Here is a 26,834-nt window from a genome sequence, read left to right as displayed (position 1 = left end):
TGCTGAACAGCTAAAATTGCATCGAATCATGAGCAACAAGCTTTTTCGAGCAGTTCGGCCGCCACCATTACAAAGAAGAAAAATTATGGAATCCATCTCAATTAAAACCGCAGAAGACATCGCAGGTATGCGTATCGCTGGCAAACTCGCGTCTGAAGTTCTGGACTACATTACGCCATTCGTTAAAGTTGGCATCACTACAGGTGAAATTGACCAGCTTTGTCATGAGTACATGACGAATGTGCAAGGCACCATCCCTGCTCCGCTGAATTACTGCCCACCTGGGTACACACCATATCCAAAAGCTATTTGCACTTCAGTCAACGACGTAATTTGCCACGGCATTCCAGGCGATAAAGTTTTGAAAAGTGGCGACTCCGTCAATCTCGACATCACGGTCATTAAAAATGGCTACCACGGCGACACTAGCCGTATGTTTTTAGTCGGCGAACCCTCTATTCTGAGCAAACGTCTGAGTGAAATCACTTATGAGTGCATGTGGCTGGGGATTGCCAAGATCAAACCCGGCGCACATCTGGGTGACATCGGTCATGTGATTCAACAACACGCGGAAAAAGCAGGATACAGCGTCGTGCGCGAATTTTGCGGTCATGGTATCGGCAAAATTTTCCACGAAGCACCACAAGTCATGCACTACGGCAAGCCAGGTACCATGGAACGCCTCGAAGCTGGCATGATCTTCACAGTTGAACCAATGATCAATGCGGGTCGTCGTGAGATCCGTGAAATGGGCGATGGCTGGACCATACGCACCAAAGATCGCAGCCTGTCGGCACAATGGGAACATACTGTACTGGTGACCGAGACTGGCTACGAAGTTTTGACCATGTCAGAAGGCTATCCTGAACTGCCAGATTTCATCAAAAATCATCAAGGCTGAGCTGGATAATGCTCTCACCCGCTCTCGCATTCAAAGAGGAAATCAAGACAGGTCAGGCTGCAATTATTCGCGCCTTCAACGCAGATCACAAAGCTGAACAGCTGCTGCACGACTTATGTCGACATGTTGATCAGGTTCTGGAAAAAGTCTGGAAGCATTTTCAACTACCTAAAGAATACTCTCTGGTCGCCGTTGGCGGGTACGGGCGAGGTGAGCTATTTCCACAGTCCGATGTGGATGTCCTGATTCTGCTGAACAAAGCACCAGAGCCAGCAGAGAAAGAAAAGCTCGAAAATCTGGTGCAACTATTCTGGGATATCGGCTTAGATATTGGACATAGTATCCGCACCGTAGACGAATGTTTGCAAGAGTCTAGCGCCGATATAACGGTGCAGACTAGCCTGCTCGAAGCGCGCTTAGTGACAGGTAGCCGAAAACTATTTTGGGAATTACAAGAGCGCTATTCATCGGTAATGAATCCGCAAAAGTTTTTTCAGGAAAAACTCCTGGAATTACAACAGCGGCACGTCAAATACGAAGACACGCCATATAGTCTAGAACCAAATTGCAAAGAAAGCCCAGGTGGCTTGCGAGATCTACAGGTAATTTTATGGGTCGCAAAAGCGGCCCACCTGGGTAACTCATGGCGCGAATTAGCTGACCGCGGCCTGATCACTGATACAGAGGCACGCCAACTCAAACGTAATGAGCGTGCGTTCAAAGATATACGAATTCGCCTGCACATCCACGCAGGTCGGAGAGAAGATCGTTTGATTTTTGACGTACAGACTCCGATCGCGGAATCGTTTGGTTTTAAAACGACAGAGTCACGTCGCGCTAGTGAATATCTGATGCAAAGGTATTATTGGGCGGCGAAGGCAGTCACTCAGCTCAATCTGATTCTCTTGCAAAATATTGAGGCCGTGTTATTCCCGCAGCCATCAGTACCACGCCCTATTAATGAGCATTTCAATGAGGTGAATGGCTTTATTGACATTGCACGGGATGACACCTTTGAGTCTTCACCCTCTGCACTTCTGGAAGTATTTTTAGTTCTGGCAAGACATAGCGAATTAAAAGGAATGACCGCCCGAACGTCACGTGCGTTGTGGCATGCGCGCTTACTCATAGATGCGGAGTTCAGGCACAATATTTTCAATCGTTCTTTATTTTTGCAAATTTTGCAGTCCCCGCAGGGCATTACCCATGCTTTGCGCCGCATGAATCAAATGAGCATTCTTGGCAGATATTTGCCAAATTTCCGGCGCATTATCGGCCAAATGCAGCATGACTTGTTTCATGCCTATACAGTTGATCAGCATATTCTGATGGTCGTACGTAATTTGCGACGATTTACCATGCCAGAACACGCGCACGAATACCCATTCTGCAGCCAATTGATGGCCAACTTTACTCAGCCCTGGGTTTTGTATATTGCTGCTTTGTTTCATGACATCGCAAAAGGGCGCGGTGGCGATCACTCCGTTTTGGGGATGGCAGATGCCAAAAAATTCTGCTACGACCACGGGTTAACCCGCGCCAACACTGAACTCATCGTTTTTTTGGTACAAAACCATCTCACGATGTCGCATGTCGCTCAAAAGCAAGACTTATCCGATCCGGATGTCGTCAAGCAATTTGCTAGCTTGGTGAAAGATGAGCGCCACCTGACCGCACTGTATCTTCTGACGGTGGCAGATATACGTGGCACCAGCCCCAAAGTATGGAATGGCTGGAAAGGCAAATTGCTCGAAGATTTATATCGCATGACTTTACGCGTTCTAGGCGGAGAAGCACCATCTAAAGACCGTGAACTCAAAAACCGACAAGAAGAAGCATTAAAAGCTTTACGCTTAGTTGGTATAGCTCCTGATGCGCATGAAAAATTCTGGCAACAACTAGATGTGGCTTATTTTTTACGCCATGACGCATCCGATATCGCTTGGCAAACCCGCGTTTTACACGACAAAATTGACAGTGCCACACCGGTCGTCAAATGCCGTCTTTCACCCATTGGTGAAGGATTGCAGGTGACGGTCTACGTCAAAGACCAACCCGATCTGTTTGCACGGATATGCAACTATTTTGACAGTAAAAATTTTGGCATCCTGGACGCCAAAATACATACTAGCAAAAATGGTTACGCGTTAGACACCTTCATGGTAACCGAGCCAACATTTGCCCATCAATATCGTGACATTATCAACCTGATAGAACATGAGCTGAGTGCAGTACTTGCCAAGCAGACGCCTTTATCTCCGCCAAATAGAGGGCGTTTATCGCGCATGTCACGTAGCTTTCCTATCGTGCCGACCGTGGATTTACGCCCGGATGACAAGGGGCAATTTTATCTGCTCTCCATTTCTGCAAACGATCGAAATGGTCTTCTCTACGCTGTCGCAGAAATATTAACTAAATACAAGATCAATTTGCACACAGCAAAGATCATGACTCTGGGTGAGCGCGTTGAAGACGTCTTCATCGTTGATGGCGCGGCATTGCAAGGGGCGCGAACCCAAATTCAATTTGAAACTGATTTGCTTGATGCTTTAAGAGTTTAGGGTGTAAGCTCGCGACCTATTTGATTTTATTAAAATATATTGAAATAGCTAGTTTCAATTTCACAGCAAGATATTTAAAAAATGACAGAATTAGTACGACTCTCAAAACGCATGTCCGAACTGGGACTATGCTCGCGGCGCGAAGCCGATGAATGGATCGCTCGCGGTTGGGTGCGGGTTGACGGCAAAGTCATTGATGAACTGGGTAGCAAAGTTTTACCACACCAAAAAGTAACCGTGGAACGGCAAGCTGCGGCTGAGCAATCCAAACGTGTCACCATCCTTATCAACAAACCTGTCGGTTATGTCAGCGGACAAGCAGAAGATGGCTATACACCCGCCGTTGCTCTCATCAAGCCAGAAAACCGCTGGTCCGAGGATAGTGTCGATACGACTTTTCATCCAACACAGTTGCGCAGCCTGGTTCCAGCCGGACGACTCGATATCGATTCCGTCGGACTCCTGGTCTTGACACAAGATGGTCGCGTCGCCAAACATTTGATCGGTGAAAATACGGTCGTTGAAAAAGAATATCTGGTACGCGTAGCGTATAGTGGAACTGGGAAATTACCAGATCAAGACTTGCGACGCCTCAATCACGGCTTGAGCCTGGATGGCAAAAAATTACTGCCTGCCAAAGTCAGCTGGCAAAATGAAGATCAGCTCAATTTCATTCTGCGTGAAGGCAAGAAACGCCAAATTCGCCGCATGTGCGAGATGGTCGGTTTAAAAGTATTAGGCCTGAAACGGGTTCGCATTGGAAAAGTCAGATTGGGTAATCTCCCTGAAGGCCAATGGCGTTATTTGCGTGAAGATGAAATGTTTTGATTTGAGAAATCGATGAATAAAATAGAAATTCATTCATTTTTATGAATTAACATTAAGGTCGCCTTGAAAGAATTCCCAGTCGATCCGATCAAAAAAAGAGAAGATGTAGCAATGCATCTTCTCTTTTTTGTTTTAGTCGTCATCCTCAGGATTCAATTCAGGAAATAAGACCTCTGTAAAACCAAATTGACTAAAGTCCTTGATGCGCATAGGGTACAACATTCCATTCAGATGATCACACTCATGCTGCACGACACGAGCATGAAAACCCTCTACTTCGCGCGAAATTACTTGACCATATTGGTCGAATCCCTCGTAACGCAATGCTGACCATCGTGGCACCACGCCACGCATGCCCGGCACAGATAAGCACCCTTCCCACCCATCTTCAATTGCATCCAACAAAGGTGTCAGGACAGGATTGATCAGCACAGTTTCTGGTACCAACGGTGCATCGGGATAGCGCAGGTTTGTTTTAAAGCCAAAAATGACGAGTTGCAAATCAATGCCAATCTGTGGCGCAGCTAAACCAGCACCGTTTGCAGCCTTCATCGTTTCAAACATGTCGGCAATAATCTGATGCAATTCAGGCGTATCAAATGTGGCGACGCTTTTTGCGATACGCAATAAACGCGGATCGCCCATTTTTAGTATTGGGTGAATCATTTAAACACCTTAAAAAATTAGTCGATGCGGTTGATGCATTAGAGTATAAACACAAATAAAAAAATGCGATCAGATTCAACATCTTGACCGCATATTTTTAATTCAGCACAGCGAACGTTACAAAAATTCGTGCCAGACGAACGCCTTTAGCTCAAGATTAAATGCTTATTTGATTGATTTAAGAAACTCAGAAAATTCAGCACTCGTTTCTCTATGTTTCAAACCCAATGCAACGCTGGCTTTAAGATAGCCGAGTTTAGAACCGCAATCGTAACGAGTTGCCTCAGAGCGATACGCATAGACAGGAAAATCTTTCAACATCGCTGCGATACCGTCAGTCAATTGAATCTCGCCGCCAGAACCTTTGCCGAGGTTTTCCAGATAAGAGAAAATGCGCCCAGACAAAATATAGCGGCCAACAACCGCCAATGTGGATGGCGCTACGTCAGGCATCGGTTTTTCGACAATTGCTTGTACGCGTTCCAGGCGATCTTTATACGCCGTACCGCTGACAATACCGTATTGACGCGTGAATTCGCGCGGCACTTCTTGCACCGCAATAATACTTCCGCCTTCTTGTTCATATTGCCTTGCCATTTGAGCCATGACAGATGGTGCACCTACATCAGAGTCCATCAGGTCGTCAGCTAACAAGACTGCGAATGGGTCATCGCCAATCACCGGACGGGCGCACAAAACCGCATGGCCAAGACCTAATGCCGCCGGTTGACGGATATAAATACAATTAATGTTTTTTGGAATAACATTGCGCACCAGATCCAACAGCGCTTCTTTACCTGCTGCTTCCAATTCGCTTTCCAGTTCATAGGCTTTATCGAAATGATCTTCTATCGCACGCTTATTACGACCGGTAATAAACACCATTTCTGTGATACCTGCCTCTACCGCTTCTTCCACCGCGTATTGAATCAGAGGCTTATCAACGATAGGCAACATTTCCTTTGGTTGCGCTTTGGTTGCAGGCAAGAAACGACTTCCCAAACCAGCGACAGGGAAAACCGCTTTTTTTATTTTTCTCATTTCTCAGCTCCGTGAACAATGTGAAGCAAATCCGCTTCGGTTAATATGGTAATACCTAATTCCTGTGCTTTTACCAGCTTACTACCTGCCTCGTCTCCTGCGACGACAAAGCTGGTTTTTTTAGACACTGAGCCGGATACTTTACCGCCCTGCGCTTCAATTAAAGCGCTTGCCTGCTCCCGACTCAGTGTCGGCAAGGTGCCTGTCAATACAAAAGTCTTTCCGCTCAACGAGCCTTCAGCGTCGGTCACCTCGGGAATTTGCGCTAATAACTGCAAGCGCAAATTTTCCAGTTGAAGCAATTGTTGTCTATTTTTTGGCGCCGAGAGCCATTCCAGCAGCGCGGCATTGACGTCGGCAGGCAAACCAAGTTGCACAAAACCATCATCTCCGATTTCTGCCAAATTTACCAGCGTCAGGCCGCGGTCTTGCAATTGTTTGCAACGGGTTGTGGTTAATTTTGGAATTCCAAGAGTAGCTAACAACACGGAGCTTTGGAGGTACTGCCGTAATTTTGCACTTGGCGGATGCTCACCTCCCGGTCTTACGTCGGCTTTCAATAGCTCATCCAGCGCTTGTTGATTTTTTTCTTCAGCAAAAAAATCAGCTATTGCTTCAGCGACAACAGGACCTACGTCGGGCAAAACAAGAAATAAACTTAACGGCGAATGACGTATTAATTCAAGGCTACCTAACCACTCCGCCAGTGTTTTTGCGGTTGATTCGCCCACGTGGCGTATACCCAGCGCAAATAAAAAGCGGTCCAATGCAGGTTGTTTGCTTGCGGCTATCGCATCAATAAGATTCTCTGCCCACTTGGTCGCAATTTTTCCTTGCTGAACTGTTTCAGGAATAACGCCTTCACGCTCGTCTGCGCGACGCTTCATCTCCAGCAAATCAGCCAGGCTTAATTTATAAAGGTCAGCAATACCGCGCACATAGTCGAACTCCACCAGATTGTCGATATAACGCTCACCCAGTCCATCGATGTCCATCATCTTGCGCGAAGCAAAATGTCGTAAAGCTTCTTTTCGTTGTGCCGAGCAAAACAAACCTCCGGTGCATCGCGCCACTGCCTCTCCCTCTTCCCGCACAACATGGGAACCGCAAACAGGGCAGCTTTTTAACATCTCAAACATCGATGGCGCAGGCTCGGGTCTGCGCTCGATCACGACCGCTAACACTTCCGGAATTACGTCCCCAGCACGCCGTACGATGACGGTATCGCCTATGCGAACGTCTTTGCGTCGAATTTCATCTTCATTGTGCAGTGTCGCATTAGTGATCGTCACGCCACCAACAAATACTGGCGCCAGACGTGCAACCGGCGTCAAAGCACCGGTACGTCCAACTTGAATGTCAATCCCCTGTACTACCGTTAGTGCCTCTTCTGCCGGAAACTTGTGCGCAATCGCAAAACGCGGAGCACGTGAAACAAAACCTAACTCCTCTTGCTGCGCAAAGCTGTTGACCTTGTAGACCACACCATCAATTTCGTACGCAAGTGAAGGACGTTTGGTTTGGATGGAGCGATAGAAATCAAGTAAACCGGCAGCACCTGTGACCACCGCATTTTCATCGCAGACTGGAATGCCCATCACTTGATACCATTGCAAAAGTTCACGATGAGATTCAGGTGCCTCTGCACCTTCGAGATAACCAATTCCATACGCAAAAAATCGTAAGTTGCGCTGAGCTGTTATTTTCGAATCTAACTGTCGCAAACTCCCTGCCGCCGCATTACGTGGATTTGCAAACTCTTTTGCGCCGGCATCACGCTGACGCTGGTTTAAATGAGCAAAATCATTTTTAAACATCAACACTTCACCGCGTACATCCAATACTACTGGTGGGTTGTTTGTGTTTAAACGTAAGGGGATACTGCGAATAGTGCGAATATTTTCCGTAACATCTTCGCCGGTAAAGCCATCACCCCGCGTCGCTGCCTGTGTAAATACGCCATTTATATAGCGCAAATTAATCGCCAAACCATCAAACTTGAGGTCAATCGCATACTCGATAGCATTATTAGCATTTAAGCCTTCAGAGACGCGTCGGTCAAATGCCTGAATATCCTCATCCTCAAACGCATTATTTAAGGATAACATTGGCACGGCGTGCTGAACCTGACCAAACTCAGCAAGCGCAGCTCCACCTACCCGCAAGGTAGGAGAGTCAGGCGTTTTTAATTCAGGGAATTGCTCTTCCAACTGCTGTAGCTCGCGGAACAGCTTATCGTACTCACTATCCGGTATAGTCGGTGCGTCCAGGACGTAGTAAGCATAGCTATGGCGTTCAAGCTCTGCTCGAACCACAGCAGCACGCTGCGCTTCTGGCGTCAGCGTATTCGCGACGGTATTTGATTCACCGTCGCCAAACAAATCATTTTGCATGAAACTAGATTACCTGTTTAGCTAAACAAACGCTGGGCACGCAAGGACCCTGCCGGAATCTGCGCCTCAGCCATAGCACCGTAGAACTCATTGACTTGACCAGCTATTTCATCCAGCGCAGCCATGGAAATTGGCTGATTGCCGTCGTCCACGACAGTGCCACCTAGTCGCGTAGCGAGCGAACGTGCACATGCTGCCATAGCACCAAAACTATCGCGTGATGGAGCAACGCATGGCACATCCAATAACAATGTCAAACGTGAGGTCATAACCTCGCTCACACCAACATTGGTAGAAAGGGTAAATAAGCTGCCGCCATCCCCATCAGGCATCATCAAGCGTCCGTCAGGTCGTTGATCAAACCCCATTTTCTCTAACGCAGCCAATAATGTATTCAATGCCCACGGTGCACCGTTTGCTGCGACGTTGACACTTAATTGTGCATCGTGTTCAGCGACAAATTGATGTAATTCACGAGCATGTAAAATCACTTTATTCATGTCAGGAATATCTGGATGTGCATTTAAGTTATCAGCGATGACACGCAGTTTCATGATGAACTCGGAATATTCAAGCTCACTCAACGGACCACTACGACTCACCATCTGAATGCCAGCAAATATAGCAGTGTAAGCGCCACCTGTCGCGATCACGTCACGTTCGCCATCATCTCTTTGCCCGATAAAATGGACGGGTTTCTTACCCACATATTTGAGATCAGCGATTTCACTCAAAATCTTTTCACCGCGAATTGGCGTATCGAATTCTAAAGGAATAACACAGTCAATTAATTCATCGACTGGCAATTCTCGCGCCAGCACTGGTAGCAAAGAACTAGTTAATGGCTCTGCAACTGGCTCGTCGTGCGGCATAGGCACTTCTTCCGAACCTGTATCTTTTGACGCGCCAAGCAGTTCCTCCTGAACAGGAGCGGATGGACGCGATTTTTTTACGACTGGTTCGATATCCAGCTCTTTGTCTGCGAACACTGGCTCTTGTCTCTGCGTCGCATCGACGGGAGCGTCAGGATTGAGCAATACATCATCGTGTCCATCCGCAAAGGCGTTTTCAACTGTCTTTTTTGCCTTATATTCTTGCCATTTGTTAAAAATTACGACTCCAACGACCAATGTGCCGCCAGCAATTAATAAACTTATTTGAAAATCGGTCATGCCGCTTGAACCTCAGTAGCAAAATTGACAGCAGACTCCATGTCTACCGCCACAATTCGGGAAACCCCCTGCTCTTGCATGGTAACGCCAATCAATTGTTGCGCCATTTCCATTGCAATTTTGTTGTGGGAGATAAATAAAAATTGGGTATTGGAGGACATCCGTTTCACCATCTTACAGAAGCGTTCGGTATTCGAATCATCCAAAGGAGCATCAACCTCATCAAGCAAACAGAACGGTGCAGGATTGAGCTGAAACATTGAGAATACGAGTGCCGTTGCAGTCAGCGCTTTTTCGCCACCTGACAACAAATGAATCGTGGCATTCTTTTTGCCAGGCGGCTGCGCCATCACTTGCACACCTGAATCCAGAATTTCATCGCCAGTCATAATTAATTTTGCCTGACCACCGCCAAACAAGATCGGGAACAATTCAGCGAAATGATGATTAACCTTGTCGAAGGTATCCTGCAACAATTCGCGTGTCTCGATATCGATCTTATGAATCGCATCTTGCAAGGTTGTGATGGCTTCCGTCAAATCAGCATGCTGTGAATCAAGGAACGTTTTACGCTCTTTTGCTTGCGCTAACTCATCCAGTGCAGCCATATTAACTGCACCTAATGCGGCAATGGCATTCGTCAGGCGCGTCACCTCACCTTGCAAATAGGACGGCTTCAAATCTGCATGGAGTTTTTCGGATAATTTATCTTCATCAACCTCAAAATTCCGCAACTGCTCCGCATATTGCTCTTGCGCCAGACGAGCAGCCTGTTCTTTGAGTTGTAACTCGACAATACGATCGCGTTGTGGCTGGAGGCCACGTTCGGTTTGCGTTTTACTGTCTTCGTGTTGACGCAGTTTTTGCGTCAATTGATCCAATTCATGTCTCGCATCAGCCAGCGCGCGCTCTTGCTCACTGCGTCTATCCAACAATTCTTGAAGACCAGCTTGCGCAGCTTGATCATTCATGGATTCCAGCTCTAACTGTCCTTGTTGCATACTGGCAAATAGTTGAGCAGATTGCTCCAGCGCGGTCGCAATATTTCTGCGCATTTCTTCCATCTTACTGCGATGAGATTTCTCCGCAAAAGATGCCTCTTGTGCCGCTAATTCAAGCTCGCGCAAACGCTGACGTGCGTTATTGAGTTGCTGTTCTTTTTCTAGGTACGCGGTCTGTCCGTCCTCATGTGATTCTTGAAGTTCGGCCAGTTCCAAGTCGAGCATTTCAAACTTTTGTTCAGACTCTGCACGGATTTGCTGTTGTTCCGCTTCTTGCGTAGCAATTTCCATCAAATCGGTACTGATTTGCGTACTACGCTGATTAAAGCGTTCTTGTACTTCAGCCAGTTTCATGTATTCGATTTGAAGACTGTGGGTATTCTGCGTCAAAGAACTGACTCGCTGACGCAGATCTTGCAATTGATGGGCTGCCTGAGTATAAGCAGCCTCAGCTCGAATCGCACCGGATTTTGCCTCATCAGCAAGCAATTGCTTAGCACGGCATTGCTTGCCGATATTTTCTATTTCTTGCTGGCGACCCAGCACACCGTCTTGCTCAGAGTCTGAGGCGTAGAAGCGTACACTCGAGCGTGAAATCACATGCCCTTGTTTGGTCACAAATGATGCGCCAGCGGGTAATTTGACTCTATCTACAAAGGCAGCAGTCACATCTTCGGCAACATAAACTTGGTGCAACCAATCTTGCATCAGGCCACGCACGCCAGCATCGTTTAATTGAAGCAGACTTAAAAATGGCTTTAAGCCAGGTGTAGGGAGAATTTGTTCGCCAGAAATCTGCGGACTATACACTGCGAGCTTTGCAGGGGGAGCATCGCTAAAAAAGGCTTTCGCCCAATCAAGATTGGACATTTCCAAAGAGGCTGTACGCTCACGCAGAACAGACTCGAGTGCAGTTTCCCAACCGGCTTCAATGTGCAGTTTTTGCCAAAGTTTTGGTAAGCCGCCGAGCTCGTGTTTTTCCAACCATGGTTGCACTTTACCTTGCGTCTGTACTTTTTCTTGCAATTGTTTGAGCGCTAGCAAACGGGCTTCCAGTTGCGCCAATTCAGCCGCATCCTGATTCACCTGCGTTTGAGCAAATTTGCGACCTTCTTCTAACACTGGCAACTGCTGTTGCGCCTCTTCGAGTTGCATAGACAACTCTTCGAGCATTTGCTTTTTCTCTTCCAGCTGGAAAGATAAATTCTCCAAATGGCTGGAATCTGGCATGGCCAGACCTTGCTTTTCTTGCTGTAAGCGCTCTTTGCGCGACGCCAGAGAGTTAAGAATATTTGAAGCGTTGCGTTGATGTGCAGATTCAAGTTCTATCTGTTGTTGCATCTGCATAATTTTGGCGCGTGATTCTGTCGTCTTCAGTTGCGACTCGCGCCATACCTGCTCCATCGCAGGTAACGTATCGCCCTGAGAATGTGCCACCTCTGCTGCTTGTTCGGCACGCATGGCCAGTTCTTCGACATGAATCTCGGCTTCAGCCAATTCATCTTGCAGATGATGGCTTTGTGTTTGCCATTGATCTCGTTGCGCGGTCAATGAGTGCAATTGTGATTGCAAACGGCTACGCGATTCAACGACAAATTTAATCTGTGCTTCAAGACTGCCAATCTCTGCATTGGTCTGATATAAGTGCCCCTGTGCCTGATGCATGCGATCACCGACGGCATAATGCGCCTGACGCATTTGCTCGAGCTCTAATTCTACATGCCGCAATTTGGCGGTATGCTCTTCTAAATCCAGCTGGGTCTTCTCAATTTCAGAAAAATACTTTTGCTGCTCGTTGGCCGCCTCTTTTTTACGCAGCAACCACAATAACTTTTGCTTTTCTTCCTGATCAGACTGCAATTCATGAAATTTATTCGCAACGACAGCCTGCGCTTCCAACTTTTCGAGATTGGCGTTTAACTCGCGCAAGATATCGTCAACACGGACCAAATTTTCATGCGTATCGTGAATGCGATTTTCAGTTTCGCGGCGGCGCTCTTTATAACGTGAGACACCGGCCGCCTCTTCGAGAAACACGCGCAACTCTTCAGGCCTCGCTTCGATAATGCGAGAAATCATACCCTGGCCGATGATCGCGTAGGCACGGGGCCCCAAACCTGTTCCAAGAAAAATATCTTGAATATCACGACGACGTACGGCCTGACCATTGATGTAATAGGTCGAAGTGCCATCGCGTGTTAAGGTGCGTTTGACGGCAATTTCACCGTACTGGCTCCACTGACCAGCAGCTTTACCCAAACTATTATCAAAGATGAGCTCAACGGAAGAGCGTCCAGCTGGTTTTCTATGCGTCGAACCATTAAAAATAACGTCCTGCATGGATTCGCCACGCAACTCGGACGCTTTTGATTCGCCCAGCACCCAACGCACCGCGTCGATGATGTTGGATTTTCCGCAACCATTAGGACCGACAACGCCGACCAACTGGCCAGGAACCTGGAAGTGAGTGGGATCCACGAAAGACTTGAATCCCGACAATTTAATAGAAGTTAATCGCACTTAATGAAATTTAATTATCTTTTGCAGTCATATCTACCTTCATTTTTCGGACAAACAAAAAATGACATATAGAGGCTTGGCTAGTATTTTGGCATCATACCATTTGATCGGCAAATTATGATATTTACGGAGCAACTTCCCATAACAAAAAATAAAATTACTACTTGCAGTTGATATGCGAGTGAAATGTATTACTTAAGAAAAACAATAAACGTGCAACAACCAGCGCAAGAAAAAAAACTCACATCGACATATATGACAATGTGAGTCAATTTAACCATTTACTTATTTACTTATTTACTTAGCAAGAAACCACAACCTGAGTGATAAATCCTGTGGCTGGAATCGTGCCGGAAACATTAGCCGTTGTACAGTTCAACCCCGGAGACTGGCTTTTTAAAGACACCAGATAGGAGCCGCCAATTGGTACAGCGGTCGGGAACGCAAATGCTCCGTTGACTGTTAGTGTCAACGTATCCTGAGCATTCGTTAAAACAACCTGCTTACCAGCCGGCAATCCAGTCAAATTTCCAAAAACAATATTATTGTTCGGTAAATTAGCAACACAATTCACAGCAACATTAGTAACGGCCGCACCATTTGAGCTTACTGTTCCAGTACCATTTGTTACTGAACACGTCTGACCTATTGGCTGGGAATTAACAGTGACATTGTAGCCAGATCCAGATGGAAGATACAAAGAAAACGTAAAAAAACCATTCGCGCCAAGAGTTAACGGATTTGCATTATTATTCAATAGCGTTAATGTACTCCCGCCTGCCAACCCTGTCAGGGTGCCACCTATTGGCGCATTAGATGAGCCACCGCAACCTGCTATAACAAGCCCAACTAACGAGCTTAACATTAAGGTTTTTACTTTTATCATTTCATCCTCTTTTCTCAACCGTTTTCTTAACCATTTTCTTAACCATTTTCTTAACCACTAAAACACCCATACTTTTCAAAGTATGTGATTATTTTGAATAGAAATCACATTACCGCCTTTAAAAGAGGGTAAAAGTTCACACATCTTTTTTTACGCGGGCAATTTTAACTCAAGCACGCATGTAATAACTAAATAACACGGTATAGTAATCGATCAAAAACTGAGAACAAGTGGGTAGTTGTAATTTTTTTAGACCTATTTGTATCCACATGTACTTTTTATATGACCACTACGCCGCGCATTCCATGCTTACTTAATAAGATTTATAAAGACTCATTAGAAATCATCAACGCTCACGAAGAAAAACAAACAGCGCTGTATCATTGGTTTCGCCAAAGATCTTCCCACATTTAAAGCCAAAGGATTTCTCGCAGGAATGTCCGTGAGGATATAATGCGTGAATCACTTAAGGAACAACTTATTTGGCAACGAGCTTGCACAAAATAAATAAAAATAGATAGAAACCCAAAATGACTTTCCATCCTCATCTCGCAAAGTTGCAACCTTATCCATTTGAGAAACTGAAACGCTTGTTTGCGGATACCAAGCCCAATGCATCATTCAAAGCAATCAGTCTGGGGATTGGTGAGCCCAAGCATCCAACTCCGGAATTTATTAAGCAAGCACTCGTTGATAATATGGATGGGCTGGCGAACTACCCTCTTACGGCAGGATCGGAAGCCTTACGCTCCTCTATTTCTCAATGGATAACAAGACGCTATAGCATTCCAGCACTTAATCCGGCGACGCAAATTTTACCGGTCAACGGTTCACGGGAAGCCTTATTCTCTCTAGCTCAGACGATTATTAATACTGAACAATGCGCAAATGGCGCCCCATTAATCATCTGTCCCAATCCGTTCTACCAGATTTACGAAGGTGCGGCCTATCTTTCGGGTGCTGAGCCGTATTTCGCTAACGCTAATCCTTCGCGCAACTTTGCGCCTGATTACGGCAGTATTCCTGAAGAAATTTGGAAACGCGTTCAACTCCTATTTGTATGCTCACCAGGGAATCCTACTGGAGCCGTATTAAATTTGGATGATTGGAAAGAATTATTCGACCTATCGGATCGCTATGGCTTTGTCATTGCCGCCGACGAATGCTACTCTGAGATTTATTTTAAAGAAGACGCGCCTTTAGGTGGCTTGCAAGCGGCACAGCTATTGGGCCGAGCAGACTATCGCAGACTTATTTCTCTATCAAGCTTGTCAAAGCGTTCCAATGTGCCAGGCATGCGTTCTGGCTTTGTGGCTGGGGACGCTGAAATCGTCAAAAACTTTTTGTTATATCGAACCTACCATGGTAGCGCAATGAGCCCCATGATACAGGCGGCCTCAGCGCTCGCTTGGAACGACGAGCTTCACGTACAAGAAAATCGGACTAAGTACATTAAGAAGTTTGCGCAAATCACACCTATACTAAAAGAAGTTTTAGACGTTGACCTTCCAGATGCGGCTTTTTATTTGTGGGCAAAAGTCGACCACCTTCATGGCATCAGTGACACTGAATTCGCCAGGCGTTTATATGAACAATATAATGTGACGGTTTTGCCGGGAAGTTATCTGGCGCGAGAGGCGCATGGAATGAATCCGGGACAAAACCGTATTCGCATGGCCTTGGTCGCAGAAGTGGAAGAATGCCTCGAGGCAGCTCAGCGTATTGTCGCTTTTTGCAAAGACCTTTTAAAGAATCAATAAGTGCAATAGATGCTTATATAACTTTTTAGTATCATCCATTTATTCAAATAAACTACACTGCAACAACACCGTTTTTATTTTACTTAAAAAGACTCAACATGACACAACAATTACAGCAACTGATCGATAACGCGTGGGAAGATCGTGCCAATTTATCTCCTAAATCTGCACCGGCAGAAATCCGTGAAGCCGTTGCTCATGTATTGAGTGAATTAGATAGCGGTAGTTTGCGCGTTGCTCAAAAGATTGACGGTAGCTGGCATGTGAATCAATGGGTAAAAAAAGCAGTTTTATTATCATTCCGCCTTGAAGATAACATCTGCATGCCATCTGGCGATCACATGCAATTTTTTGACAAAGTACCAACTAAATTTGCAAATTATACCGCTGAGGATTTTGCTAAAGGTGGTTTCCGCGTAGTCCCACCCGCCGTCGCACGCCGCGGTAGTTTTATCGCCAAGAACGTTGTATTGATGCCGTCTTACGTTAACATTGGTGCCTATGTTGATGAAGGTGCCATGGTCGACACGTGGGCAACCGTGGGCTCCTGCGCACAAATCGGCAAGAATGTCCATTTGTCTGGCGGCGTTGGTATTGGCGGCGTATTAGAGCCCATGCAGGCTAATCCTACAATCATCGAAGACAACTGCTTTATCGGTGCACGTTCTGAGATCGTTGAAGGTGTGATTGTCGAAGAAAATTCTGTCATTTCTATGGGCGTATATATTGGCCAATCAACCAAAATTTTTGACCGTGCAACTGGCGAAGTAAGTTATGGCCGCATCCCATCTGGCTCTGTTGTAGTGTCTGGTAGTTTACCGTCAGCAGATGGCAAATACAGCTTGTATTGTGCAGTAATTGTAAAACGTGTTGACGCACAAACTCGTTCCAAAACCAGTATTAATGAATTGCTGCGCGGCGCTTAAATCGTCGAGAATCAATTAAAGAATTCAATCAATCAGATATTTTTGAGTGCAAAGGAAGCATCATGGCAGCAATGGAGCGCTTGTTTCAGCTCATGAAAGAAAAACATGCTTCCGACATGTTTTTCGCAATGAACTCCCCGGTTCATTTGAAAATTAATGGCAATTTATTGCCTATTAACCAACAAAGAATGGATCAGGCTAACATTCTTTCATTGTTGTCTGAAGTTGTCTCTCCTGAACACCTCGAAACGCTCGAACGAGAAAATGAGTTGAATGTCGGTATTGGTGCGCCTGGCATCGGACGTTTCCGCTTGTCCGCGTTCCGCCAACGTGGAACGTTCTCTGCCGTTTTCCGTTTTGTTCCCGGAGATATCCCACGACTAGACAGCTTAAACCTGCCCCCAGTAATGTCCGAACTGATTATGGAAAAGCGCGGATTGATACTCGTGGTAGGTGCAACGGGTTCTGGTAAGTCTACCTCAATTGCTTCGATGCTCGATTATCGCAATGAAGTGCGCACTGGCCATATTTTGACCTTAGAAGATCCGATTGAATACTTGTTCCGAAGTAAAAAATCGATCGTTAATCAACGCGAGATTGGTAGTGATTCTGACAGTCTTAAAATCGCGTTAAAAAATTCTTTGCGTCAAGCACCTGACTGTATCTTAATCGGCGAAATTCGTGATTTAGAAACGATGATGGCGGCGATCGCCTATGCACAATCGGGTCACTTGGTTCTGGCAACCCTGCACGCAAACAACAGCTACCAGGCACTGAACCGGATTATCAGTTTCTTTCCGATGGAAAACCGGACTGCCCTATTGTTGGATCTGGCCTCATCAGTACGCGCCATCGTTTCACAACGCCTGATACGTGCAGTCGATGGTGGTCGGTGTCCGGCAGTAGAAATTATGCTTAACACTCGCTATGTTTCTGAACTGATTGAACAAGGTGATATCTTCCAGATCAAGGAAGCAATCGAAAAGAGCCTGTCTCCAGGCTCGCAAACGTTTGAACGCGCCCTTATGAATCTCATCAAAGCTGGATTAATCACTAAAGAAGAAGGTCTGGCAAATGCAGATTCCGCCAATAACTTGTTGTGGCTGTTGAATAATGAGGCATCAACCAGTCTGGCACCCGCCCCAGAGCCAGAGCCAGAAGTAAAAGAAGAAGCTTCTTTTACTGAATTTACTTTAAACATGTAAGCTAACGTAATCAATGACTTCAACAATGTCACGACAAATCACGGTTTTCGGCATTCCCAATTGCGATACCGTTAAAAAATCCCGGGTCTGGCTGCAAGAGCAAGGCCTGGATTTTGAATTTCACGATTTCAAAAAACAAGGCTTGGATCGAACCACGGTTCAGGCATGGCTGCAATTTGTTCCGCTCGACATATTGATTAATCGTAAGGGAACAACGTGGCGCGCGCTATCTGATGCGCAAAAAGCATCGGCGGCAGAAGCAGACTCTGCGATCCCACTGATCCTGAGCAACCCCTCCCTGATCAAACGTCCGGTATTACAAATGAAGAATACCGACCACATCAGTCACGTTTCAGTCGGTTTTTCAGCAGACCAGTTTAAAACAATTTTTGAAAATAAATAATGAGCAAAACGCTAGCATTAACTGAGCAGTTAATCGCCCTGGACTCAGTCACGCCTGAAGATAAGGGTTGCCAACGCACTTTAATTTCATTGCTTGAACCATTAGGTTTTACTTGTGAAACCATACAATCGGGCGATGTGACCAATCTCTGGGCGCGTCGCGGCACTGCTCAACCTTTAGTTGTATTTGCCGGTCATACAGATGTCGTGCCAACGGGTCCTGTAGCACAGTGGCACTCAGCGCCTTTCACGCCAACACATCGCGATGGCAAGCTGTTTGGACGCGGCGCGGCTGATATGAAAACCTCGATCGCTGCTTTCGTTGTCGCTGTTGAAGAATTCATTGCAGCCCACCCAGAGCATAACGGCTCGATAGGCTTTTTAATTACAAGTGATGAAGAAGGTCCGGCGACAGACGGTACTGTAGTCGTTTGCGACATGCTCAAAGCGCGCGGTGAACAACTGGACTATTGCATCGTTGGCGAACCTACTTCTGTTGGCGCATTAGGTGACACCATCAAGAATGGCCGCCGCGGCACAATGTCCGGAAAATTAACCATCAAAGGTGTTCAGGGACATATCGCTTATCCACAATTAGCCAAAAATCCTATTCACCTGTTCGCTCCGGCAATGGCGGAATTAGTGGCTGAAGTTTGGGATCATGGCAATGAATACTACTTGCCAACCTCATGGCAAATGTCAAATATTCACTCAGGAACCGGCGCCTCCAATGTCATACCTGGCGATGCAGTGATTGACTTTAATTTTCGCTTTTGTACAGCAAGCACTGCTGAGGGCTTGCAACAGCGCGTCCATGCGATACTGGATAAGCACCGCCTCGATTATGATTTAAAGTGGACTATCGGCGGTCATCCTTTCTTAACACCCAAAGGCGATTTAAGCGATGCATTAGCTGACGCTATCCGAGCTGAGACAGGACTGGAAACAGAATTATCAACGACCGGCGGCACTTCTGACGGACGCTTCATTGCCAAAATCTGCCCACAAGTCGTCGAGTTTGGTCCACCGAACGCCAGTATTCACAAGATTGATGAGCACATTGAAGTGCAATACATCGATCCACTCAAAAACATCTACCGTCGCACATTAGAAAATCTGCTGACTTAATTTGCGCACCAGGAATTTAACATGACTATACCCGCCAATACCTTTATTACGATTCGTGATCTGCTACGCCATGCGGTGTCGCGCTTTAATAAAGAGAAACTATTTTTTGGTCACGGCAGCGCCAACGCACTAGATGAAGCGGCGTATTTGATACTTCATACCCTGCATTTACCACTGGATAAAATTGATCCTTTCCTGGACGCCAAATTATTAACCAATGAAATTGATGCTGTCCTGCGCGTCATTGAGCGTCGCGCCACAGATCGCGTCCCTGCTTCTTACATCACCAATGAAGCATGGTTGGGTACTTATAATTTTTACGTTGATGAACGTGTGATCGTGCCTCGCTCCTTTATTGCAGAATTGATTCCGGAACATTTTTCTCCGTGGGTCAACGACCCGGATACGATTACTAACATCCTTGAACTCTGCACTGGCTCTGGATGCCTGCCTATCATGTTGGCTGATATGTTCCAGAATGCCCATGTAGACACGGCGGACATCTCCAAAGATGCCCTGGAAGTCGCGAAACGTAATGTGGAGACATACGAACTTCAAGATCGTATCACTTTGATTGAGTCAGACCTCTATACCAACGTACCAAACAAAAAATACGACTTGATCATTACCAACCCTCCCTATGTGAATTCAAGCTCCATGGCGAAGTTGCCGAAAGAATATCTACACGAGCCACAAATTGCCTTAGCTGGTGGCGACGACGGTATGGATCTAGTACGAAAAATTGTTGCTGGTGCCTCTGAACGGCTGACAGAAGATGGTTTATTGATGGTAGAAATTGGCAACGAACGTGCATTTACCGAAGCAGCGTTTCCTGATCTGAACCTGACCTGGCTGACCACCAGTGCTGGCGATGATATGGTGTTTTTAGTTGAAGCACGGGATTTAGCGAACTTCAGCGCATAAACCTGTAAAATTGCAGCAACAACTGATGTGACACGGGCAAAAACATCTTTTGCCCGTTTTTTATTCAAATATACTCACCACTAGTATATTTTTGAGCCGCTTATTTTATGCTGATATATTCAGCAAAAAGCGATATACCCCCTAATTTTTAAGTTTATATGATACGTTTGCAGCAAGTCATCCTCGCGCGAGGCACCAAGCCCCTGTTTGACAGCGTCGATGTCACCCTTAACCCTGGCGATAAAATTGGCCTGATTGGCTCAAATGGTGCAGGTAAATCCAGTCTGTTCGCTATGTTGCGCGGTGAGCTGCATCCAGATCAGGGCAGCATAGAATTCCCGGCAAAGTGGCAGTTGGCCCACGTTGCGCAAGAGACACCACCATTAGAGCGCTCAGCGATTGATTACGCCATCGATGGCGACGTTACTTTGCGCAAACTTGAAGCGGAGTTAGCGGCATTAGAAGCGCAACCAGAAAGCTATGAAAACGGCATTGCGATCGGTGACTTGTATGGCTCTATGGCAGATGCTGACGCCTACACGGTTCGCTCACGAGCAGAACAATTGCTGATCGGCCTTGGTTTCAAACTCGATCAATTGGAGCGTTCAGTCGCCAGTTTCTCAGGCGGCTGGCGCATGCGCCTGAATCTGGCGCAAGCATTGATGTGCAAATCAGATCTATTGCTGCTCGATGAACCAACCAACCATTTGGATCTGGATGCGATTATCTGGCTGGAAGACTGGCTCAAACGCTACGCCGGCACCTTGATCATTATTTCGCATGATCGTGACTTCCTTGACGGCGTCGCTAATGTGATCGTACATATCGATGAACGCAAACTCAAACGTTATTCAGGTAACTACTCGGCTTTTGAGCGTCAACGTGCAGCGCAATTAATTCTCGCAGCAGGCACAATCGAAAAGCAAAACCGCAAGCGTGCACATCTGGAATCCTTCATCAGCCGCTTTGCCGCGAAAGCGTCCAAGGCAAAGCAAGCGCAAAGCCGTATCAAGGCATTGGCGAAGATGGAAGAATTGGCACCATTGCGTGCAGCAGCTGAATTTTCCTTTGAGTTCCGCGAGCCTCTCAGTGCACCAAATCCTATGTTGGTGATGGAAGATGTCGATTGCGGCTACCGCATTGAGTCTGAAACTGATCACAGTTTTACCGAAAGACGCATTGTGAACGGCGTCAAATTTTCACTCCAAATCGGTCAACGTATCGGCCTCTTGGGTGTGAATGGCGCAGGTAAATCGACACTGATCAAAACCATCGTCGGTGACATCTCCCCCTTATCTGGCGTGATGCAAACCGGTAAAGGTCTATCGATCGGCTACTTCGCGCAGCATCAGGTTGAAATGCTGCGCCATGACGAATCGCCTTTATGGCATTTGGCACATATCGCTCCCAACGTGCGTGAACAAGAACTGCGTAACTTCCTCGGCGGATTTAACTTCCCTGGCACAATGGTCACCAGCCCGATCAAACCTTTCTCGGGCGGAGAAAAAGCCCGTCTCGCGTTAGCGATGATCGTCTGGCAGCGCCCTAACCTGCTGTTGCTTGATGAACCCACCAACCATTTGGATTTAGAAACGCGTGAAGCGCTTACCGAAGCGCTGGCCCAATTTGAAGGCACTCTGGTCGTCGTATCACATGACCGCCACTTGCTGCGCGCCACAACCGATCAATTTATCATCGTCGCTGACGGTCAATTGCAACCGTTTGATGGCGATCTGGATGATTATAAAGAGTGGCTCTTCAAAAGCAAGTTAGAAAAAGAAGCCGCTCCTGCGCTACCGGAAAAAGCCAAAGCCAAAGATACAGCTTTGCCGCAAGCTAAACCTATTCCAGTTGCGAAGGTTGATGATAAAGAACAACGCAAACGCGATGCTGATGAACGCCAACGCCTCGCCAACTTGCGTAAGCCCATCGAAAATCGCATCAAGCGCTTAGAAGAGGAAATGGCAAAACTCAACACTAAAAAGCAAGCCATCGCCGTACAGCTTGAAGATAGTGACATGTATAGCGATGCTAACAAAGAAAAGCTCAAAGCACTCTTGCTTGATCAGGCGTATCTCGTCAAAGAGCTGGAAACTACTGAAGCTGATTGGCTGGAGCAACAAGAGTTTTTAGAAGCTGTCGTTTGATGCAGTTAATGTACGACCCGTTAAATCCGTGATTTTTGCAGGGCAGATGCAACCCGCGCCGTTCTGACGTTATCGATGGACTTGGCGGGTCGCCCCGCCCTACAAAATTCGCCATTCAAACTTCAAGACCAATCCCTAGGCTCAACCTGATAGTAGCTTCTGAGTTGTTCATACAACGCGGGATGATATACCGCCAACTCTGTACTTTTCTTAAAAAACGCTTCAGTCGTGACTGCAAAAAATTCTGCTGGATTGGTCGCACCGTAAGGATCAATGACGGTTGCGTGATGATGTTCTATCGCATGCAATAACTTCGTGTACTCCACTTCCATCACTTGCGACCACCTGCGATAAGCTTCCGCATCAGGTAGCACAGGCGCGCCGTTCGTAGATCCAGATTCGCTATCAAGTTGATGGGCAAATTCATGCATCACCACGTCCTGACCGTGACTAGAATCCCCTGGGTGATGAATGACCTGATCCCAAGCCAATATGACACGGCCGTCGCTCCACGATTCGCCGCTCAATCCCTGATTAGTATGAGTTACTACCCCGCCATTCAACATTTGCGTTCGCGGTGCGACAAATGCGGATGGGTAGACCAAAACATGCGTCAGTTTTGGATAAACCTCGCTAGAACGATTCAAAAGCAACATACAAGCTCTACCTGCAATAGTCACTTTGATCTCATCGGTGATGATTAATCCACCACAACCAACAAACGTCTTTTGAAATAAAAACTGCCGAATCCGACGCTTTAATTGCATCTGTAAATCAGTAGGCATCTTAGAATATTCAGGCAAGTTTTTGCGCAGGATTTTTGAATAGGGCAACGGAAATGCTTGCGACAAGGCGTAGCGCAAACGCGCACGCGGGACTTCAAAAGCCAGCAGCAATAAAACAAGGATGAATAACAACCACCACATAAATCCCCTTTTTTGATAAGGTTTGTACACCTATCTCACATGGGCGCAACTGCAATAAAGTCAATGGTAACGTTGCGCATTAAATTTTGCATTGACATAGCGTAATCGCATTTACCTGGACTTGAAATGAAAAAAGCTGCCAGAATTATCTGTCAGCTTTCTACTTTCTATATTGCGACTCTGAATCTAATTCAGACTTATTTGACCTCAGTCACAAACTGCTCTGTTGGACGGCGCACTTTTTTCAAGTTCACCAGCCAGTCGCCTTCTACTTCACGATACCCAATCGGCAAAATAACAACACTACGCAAACCTTTTGCGCGCAAGCCCAAAATTTCATCCACAGCCGCTGGATCAAAACCTTCCATCGGCGTGCTGTCAACTTCTTGCTCTGCTGCAGCGATCAATGCGGTACCTAAGCCGATATAAGCCTGACGTGCTGCGTGCTGGAAATTGATTTCTGCATCGCGGGTAGGATAAGTACTCAGCAACATATTGCGATAATTTTCCCAGCCTTCGTTTTTGAAGCCGCGCACATCATTAGTCAAATCAAACATCATGTTGATGCGTTCAGTTGTGTAGTTATCCCATGCTGCGAAAACCAACAAATGAGAACTTTCTGTGACCTGAGCCTGATTCCAGGCAACTGGTTTGATTTTTTCACGGATTTCGGCGTTTGTCACAACCAAGACTTCATATGGTTGCAAACCGCTGGAAGTTGCTGTTAAGCGCACTGCTTCTAAAATTTTATCCACTTTTTCTTGTGGAACAACTTTGGCAGCATTGAATTTTTTGGTTGCATAGCGCCATTGCAGCTTTTGAATTAAATCACTCATTTATGTTTCCTTTGATAAATTAATGCAATAAAAGCATCTAAAAGTATTTAAAAATATTTAGAAGTATTTGAAAGTATTTGAAAGCTCAACACAAAGCTAAAAATAAACATACAGTCTAGTTTGTATGTCGATTTATAAGCACTATAGCAGCTCATTTGAATTCTTGCAGAAGCCCCCAAAAAAAAGCGAATCCATTAGCATCAGATAAGCACGTAAACTTACTACGCAAATAAGACCACACGATTACAGCAGTTGATACAACTCATTACTTTTCCGCCTTCAACCGTCAGTCTGGCTGCACGGTTCAGAGTCCGGCACAGTAAGTATTTTGCCGATGACGATAAAGGGCAAAAAAATCCCGGGCTGTCGCATAAAAATGCACAAAATCCCGGGAAGATCGCTAAACTTGATTCTTTTCAGAAAAATATTTTTAAAATTGACGCTGTGACTACCTTATTTAAAACGCTGGGCGTAGTGATTTTGTAAGCACGGGTCTTGCACGAGATATACGGTTTTCGTGCTCTACATGATTTGCATAGGTTGGAACCGAGGCCAGTGCCGGGCCGCCATCGATAGTAAATACGCTGACGACATGTGCCAATTTTCTTGCCTGGTCTTGAAGCGATCCCGCCGCGGCAGCAGCCTCTTCGACTAACGCTGCATTTTGTTGCGTCACATTATCCATTTCTGTGATGGCTTGATTAATCTGCTCAATGCCTGTTGATTGCTCCTGACTTGCAGCAGTAATTTCACTGATCACATCCGTCACACGGCGGACGCTATCGACCACTTCCTGCATCGTCGTTCCTGCCAGATCTACCAGCTTAGTACCAGCATCCACTTTTTCGACCGAATCGCCTATCAGTGTTTTGATTTCCTTGGCCGCACTTGCGCTCCGTTGCGCCAGATTTCGGACTTCCGCTGCGACCACTGCAAAACCACGCCCTTGCTCACCTGCCCGAGCCGCCTCAACCGCAGCATTCAAGGCAAGAATATTGGTTTGAAACGCGATACCATCAATCACGCTGATAATATCAACGATTTTCTTAGCGGATTCATTGATAGAACTCATGGTATCAACCACTTGCGAAACCACGGAACCACCTCTGCTTGCGACATCAGACGCCGTTTGCGCCAGGCTGTTAGCTTGACGGGCATTGTCGGCATTTTGTTGCACCGTCGAAGTTAATTCTTCCATCGAAGATGCAGTTTCTTCGAGTGAACTTGCCTGTTGTTCAGTACGCGACGATAGATCCAAATTTCCACTAGCGATTTGACTAGTAGCCGCCGCCATATTGTCAGTGCCTGAGCGAACCTCACTAACAATAGTTTGCAACGAGCCATTCATTTCTTTCAGAGACTGCAAAAGCTCTCCCATTTCGTCTCTGGAATTTACTTCAATATGACTAGTCAAATCACCTGACGCTACTTTCTTGGCAATTTTCACTGCAGCATAAACTGGCCCCGTGATTGAGCGTGTTACGAACCACGCAATACCAGTGCCTGCAACAACAGCGAGGCCTGTTAATACCAGCATAAATACCAGCGCGTTACGATAGCTTTGTGCAGCTAACTCCTCATCTCTTTTATTTTTTTCTCGTTGTAGCTCAGTAAAATCGTGCATTTGGTTTTGCCACTCGTTATTCACCGGAACCACGTCCTTCAATAAAAATTTAACTGCGGCGTCTTTATCAGTTTTCGCCATCTCTATGAACTTATCATTGAGCGCGCGGGTTTTTGTTTGATCTTCCTGAATTTTGACAATAAACGCTTTACCTGTATCGTCTAATGGCATTTTTTCTAAAGCAGAAAAAGCGTCGTTATAAATTTTGCGGGCAATAGCAATTTTTTCTTTTTGGATATTTGCTTCAGCTTCGTCAGATAGCAACGCAACCGTGCGCATCACCCTGGCAACGATATGCACTGAACTGGCCATATCTTCCAGATACACCATTTTTTTGACATTGACATCAACAATATGGTGAAGCGCATTATCAGTCCTGTTCATGGCATTGATGCCTAATCCGGCAACGCCAATCAACAGTAAGAGGATTAAGCCAAATCCAATTCCAAGACGGGTGCGTATTTTAAGGTCGGACACGTTCATGATTATTTCCTTGGAGAAGTTTAAAGAAACCACATTTTTCGAAACAAATTTCCAGTAGATCGACAAACCAACTGTCATTAAATCAATCAATTTGTTGTCGAAAAATTTACTTATAAAACAAGAAAAAATGAGAGAGATCAGATGTAGTTACAGACATCATCACTGCGCTTGCGATTTATTGCCTTAAATCAATAATGGCAGCAATGCTTGTTAATTAAAAGTTGATTTATGTTAAATTTCGACCAAGTAATAATAGTTTGCACTTCACAACAAACCAAATTTTTTCCACGTCCTATGCCTCATCCTATATCTATGCCTCATCCTATATATAAACCAACGTATTGCTGACATATCATCATGCTGAAATAATTTTCAGATATTCTTTACATGGCTTAACCTGCTTTCTCAGCTCAGACTCTTACTCGACAGATCCGACGCAGAATGAACCAGCGCATCTTTTACATCGATGTCAGCAAACTATATATATTTTTAATTTTCCAAACG

General features: G+C 46.0%; 19 protein-coding genes. 10 read left to right on the top strand and 9 right to left on the bottom strand.

The window, feature by feature from the left end:
• Positions 1–85 precede the first annotated feature (85 nt).
• The 3 genes from map (at position 86) to H8K32_RS02255 (ending at position 4,290) form a co-directional block, all read left to right on the top strand.
• Entirely contained in the window at positions 86–901 is an 816-nt protein-coding gene (gene map, locus H8K32_RS02265; RefSeq protein WP_186910825.1) for a type I methionyl aminopeptidase, read from the top strand.
• Between the two features lie 8 nt (positions 902–909).
• Positions 910–3,462, top strand: a complete 2,553-nt coding sequence (locus H8K32_RS02260) for a [protein-PII] uridylyltransferase (protein WP_186910824.1) — start codon at positions 910–912, stop codon at positions 3,460–3,462.
• A gap of 81 nt (positions 3,463–3,543) precedes the next feature.
• Positions 3,544–4,290 (top strand): pseudouridine synthase, encoded by a 747-nt coding sequence (locus H8K32_RS02255; protein WP_186910823.1) that lies wholly within the window; start codon positions 3,544–3,546, stop codon positions 4,288–4,290.
• Between the two features lie 132 nt (positions 4,291–4,422).
• On the opposite strand, the gene def is transcribed toward H8K32_RS02255, so the two are convergent.
• The 6 genes from def to H8K32_RS02225 form a co-directional block, all read right to left on the bottom strand.
• Positions 4,423–4,956: a peptide deformylase gene (gene def / locus H8K32_RS02250; protein WP_186910822.1), complete on the bottom strand. Its 534-nt coding sequence runs from the start codon at positions 4,954–4,956 to the stop codon at positions 4,423–4,425.
• Between the two features lie 165 nt (positions 4,957–5,121).
• Positions 5,122–5,997 carry a UTP--glucose-1-phosphate uridylyltransferase GalU gene (gene galU / locus H8K32_RS02245; RefSeq protein ID WP_186910821.1) on the bottom strand — a complete coding sequence of 292 codons (876 nt, stop codon included), beginning with the start codon at positions 5,995–5,997 and terminating at the stop codon, positions 5,122–5,124.
• Positions 5,994–8,390: an NAD-dependent DNA ligase LigA gene (ligA, locus tag H8K32_RS02240; protein WP_186910820.1), complete on the bottom strand. Its 2,397-nt coding sequence runs from the start codon at positions 8,388–8,390 to the stop codon at positions 5,994–5,996. The genes galU and ligA overlap by 4 nt, the downstream gene beginning before the upstream one ends.
• A gap of 17 nt (positions 8,391–8,407) precedes the next feature.
• Positions 8,408–9,562, bottom strand: a complete 1,155-nt coding sequence (locus H8K32_RS02235; RefSeq protein ID WP_186910819.1) for a cell division protein ZipA C-terminal FtsZ-binding domain-containing protein — start codon at positions 9,560–9,562, stop codon at positions 8,408–8,410.
• Complete coding sequence (gene smc / locus H8K32_RS02230) at positions 9,559–13,083, bottom strand: chromosome segregation protein SMC (protein WP_186910818.1); 3,525 nt, start codon at positions 13,081–13,083, stop codon at positions 9,559–9,561. The genes H8K32_RS02235 and smc overlap by 4 nt, the downstream gene beginning before the upstream one ends.
• A gap of 301 nt (positions 13,084–13,384) precedes the next feature.
• A complete protein-coding gene (locus tag H8K32_RS02225) occupies positions 13,385–13,969 on the bottom strand; it encodes a hypothetical protein (RefSeq protein ID WP_186910817.1) in 585 nt (194 codons plus the stop codon).
• Between the two features lie 530 nt (positions 13,970–14,499).
• Here H8K32_RS02225 and dapC point away from each other — a divergent pair.
• The 7 genes from dapC (at position 14,500) to H8K32_RS02190 (ending at position 22,461) form a co-directional block, all read left to right on the top strand.
• Complete coding sequence (gene dapC, locus H8K32_RS02220; protein WP_186910816.1) at positions 14,500–15,729, top strand: succinyldiaminopimelate transaminase; 1,230 nt, start codon at positions 14,500–14,502, stop codon at positions 15,727–15,729.
• Positions 15,730–15,827: 98 nt separating this feature from the next.
• Positions 15,828–16,655, top strand: a complete 828-nt coding sequence (dapD, locus tag H8K32_RS02215) for a 2,3,4,5-tetrahydropyridine-2,6-dicarboxylate N-succinyltransferase (RefSeq protein ID WP_186910815.1) — start codon at positions 15,828–15,830, stop codon at positions 16,653–16,655.
• Positions 16,656–16,717: 62 nt separating this feature from the next.
• The gene (locus tag H8K32_RS02210; protein ID WP_246447077.1) at positions 16,718–17,860 is read left to right on the top strand and encodes a PilT/PilU family type 4a pilus ATPase; all 1,143 of its coding nucleotides are present in this window, start codon (positions 16,718–16,720) and stop codon (positions 17,858–17,860) included.
• Positions 17,861–17,885: 25 nt separating this feature from the next.
• Positions 17,886–18,263, top strand: a complete 378-nt coding sequence (locus H8K32_RS02205) for an arsenate reductase (RefSeq protein WP_186910814.1) — start codon at positions 17,886–17,888, stop codon at positions 18,261–18,263.
• Positions 18,263–19,390: a succinyl-diaminopimelate desuccinylase gene (dapE, locus tag H8K32_RS02200; RefSeq protein ID WP_186910813.1), complete on the top strand. Its 1,128-nt coding sequence runs from the start codon at positions 18,263–18,265 to the stop codon at positions 19,388–19,390. The genes H8K32_RS02205 and dapE overlap by 1 nt, the downstream gene beginning before the upstream one ends.
• A gap of 21 nt (positions 19,391–19,411) precedes the next feature.
• Positions 19,412–20,314 carry a 50S ribosomal protein L3 N(5)-glutamine methyltransferase gene (gene prmB / locus H8K32_RS02195; protein WP_186910812.1) on the top strand — a complete coding sequence of 301 codons (903 nt, stop codon included), beginning with the start codon at positions 19,412–19,414 and terminating at the stop codon, positions 20,312–20,314.
• A 158-nt stretch (positions 20,315–20,472) separates the two neighbouring features.
• The gene (locus H8K32_RS02190) at positions 20,473–22,461 is read left to right on the top strand and encodes an ATP-binding cassette domain-containing protein (RefSeq protein WP_186910811.1); all 1,989 of its coding nucleotides are present in this window, start codon (positions 20,473–20,475) and stop codon (positions 22,459–22,461) included.
• 122 nt (positions 22,462–22,583) lie between these two features.
• On the opposite strand, the gene H8K32_RS02185 is transcribed toward H8K32_RS02190, so the two are convergent.
• From H8K32_RS02185 to H8K32_RS20535, 3 genes are all read right to left on the bottom strand, one after another.
• On the bottom strand, positions 22,584–23,387 hold the full coding sequence (locus H8K32_RS02185) for a M90 family metallopeptidase (RefSeq protein WP_186910810.1): 804 nt from the start codon (positions 23,385–23,387) through the stop codon (positions 22,584–22,586).
• A gap of 197 nt (positions 23,388–23,584) precedes the next feature.
• Positions 23,585–24,223, bottom strand: a complete 639-nt coding sequence (locus tag H8K32_RS02180) for an NAD(P)H-dependent oxidoreductase (RefSeq protein WP_186910809.1) — start codon at positions 24,221–24,223, stop codon at positions 23,585–23,587.
• A 457-nt stretch (positions 24,224–24,680) separates the two neighbouring features.
• Complete coding sequence (locus H8K32_RS20535; RefSeq protein ID WP_186910808.1) at positions 24,681–26,330, bottom strand: methyl-accepting chemotaxis protein; 1,650 nt, start codon at positions 26,328–26,330, stop codon at positions 24,681–24,683.
• Positions 26,331–26,834 lie beyond the last annotated feature (504 nt).

Origin of the sequence: Cognatundibacterium jejuense (assembly GCF_014284255.1) — a bacterium.
GTDB classification, from domain to species: Bacteria; Pseudomonadota; Gammaproteobacteria; order Burkholderiales; family Burkholderiaceae_D; genus Undibacterium; species Undibacterium jejuense.
This window is presented reverse-complemented; position numbering and strand designations above follow the sequence as displayed.

Bases quoted from the DNA above. Each gene is read 5' to 3' on its own strand.
- dapE (WP_186910813.1), top strand. From the start codon at position 18,263: ATGAGCAAAACGCTAGCATTAACTGAGCAGTTAATCGCCCTGGACTCA.
- H8K32_RS02210 (WP_246447077.1), top strand. From the start codon at position 16,718: ATGGCAGCAATGGAGCGCTTGTTTCAGCTCATGAAAGAAAAACATGCT.
- def (WP_186910822.1), bottom strand. From the start codon at position 4,956: ATGATTCACCCAATACTAAAAATGGGCGATCCGCGTTTATTGCGTATC.
- map (WP_186910825.1), top strand. From the start codon at position 86: ATGGAATCCATCTCAATTAAAACCGCAGAAGACATCGCAGGTATGCGT.
- prmB (WP_186910812.1), top strand. From the start codon at position 19,412: ATGACTATACCCGCCAATACCTTTATTACGATTCGTGATCTGCTACGC.
- H8K32_RS02225 (WP_186910817.1), bottom strand. From the start codon at position 13,969: ATGATAAAAGTAAAAACCTTAATGTTAAGCTCGTTAGTTGGGCTTGTT.
- H8K32_RS02260 (WP_186910824.1), top strand. From the start codon at position 910: ATGCTCTCACCCGCTCTCGCATTCAAAGAGGAAATCAAGACAGGTCAG.
- ligA (WP_186910820.1), bottom strand. From the start codon at position 8,390: ATGCAAAATGATTTGTTTGGCGACGGTGAATCAAATACCGTCGCGAAT.
- H8K32_RS20535 (WP_186910808.1), bottom strand. From the start codon at position 26,330: ATGAACGTGTCCGACCTTAAAATACGCACCCGTCTTGGAATTGGATTT.
- dapD (WP_186910815.1), top strand. From the start codon at position 15,828: ATGACACAACAATTACAGCAACTGATCGATAACGCGTGGGAAGATCGT.
- H8K32_RS02205 (WP_186910814.1), top strand. From the start codon at position 17,886: ATGTCACGACAAATCACGGTTTTCGGCATTCCCAATTGCGATACCGTT.
- H8K32_RS02180 (WP_186910809.1), bottom strand. From the start codon at position 24,223: ATGAGTGATTTAATTCAAAAGCTGCAATGGCGCTATGCAACCAAAAAA.
- galU (WP_186910821.1), bottom strand. From the start codon at position 5,997: ATGAGAAAAATAAAAAAAGCGGTTTTCCCTGTCGCTGGTTTGGGAAGT.
- H8K32_RS02185 (WP_186910810.1), bottom strand. From the start codon at position 23,387: ATGTGGTGGTTGTTATTCATCCTTGTTTTATTGCTGCTGGCTTTTGAA.
- H8K32_RS02190 (WP_186910811.1), top strand. From the start codon at position 20,473: ATGATACGTTTGCAGCAAGTCATCCTCGCGCGAGGCACCAAGCCCCTG.
- dapC (WP_186910816.1), top strand. From the start codon at position 14,500: ATGACTTTCCATCCTCATCTCGCAAAGTTGCAACCTTATCCATTTGAG.
- H8K32_RS02255 (WP_186910823.1), top strand. From the start codon at position 3,544: ATGACAGAATTAGTACGACTCTCAAAACGCATGTCCGAACTGGGACTA.
- H8K32_RS02235 (WP_186910819.1), bottom strand. From the start codon at position 9,562: ATGACCGATTTTCAAATAAGTTTATTAATTGCTGGCGGCACATTGGTC.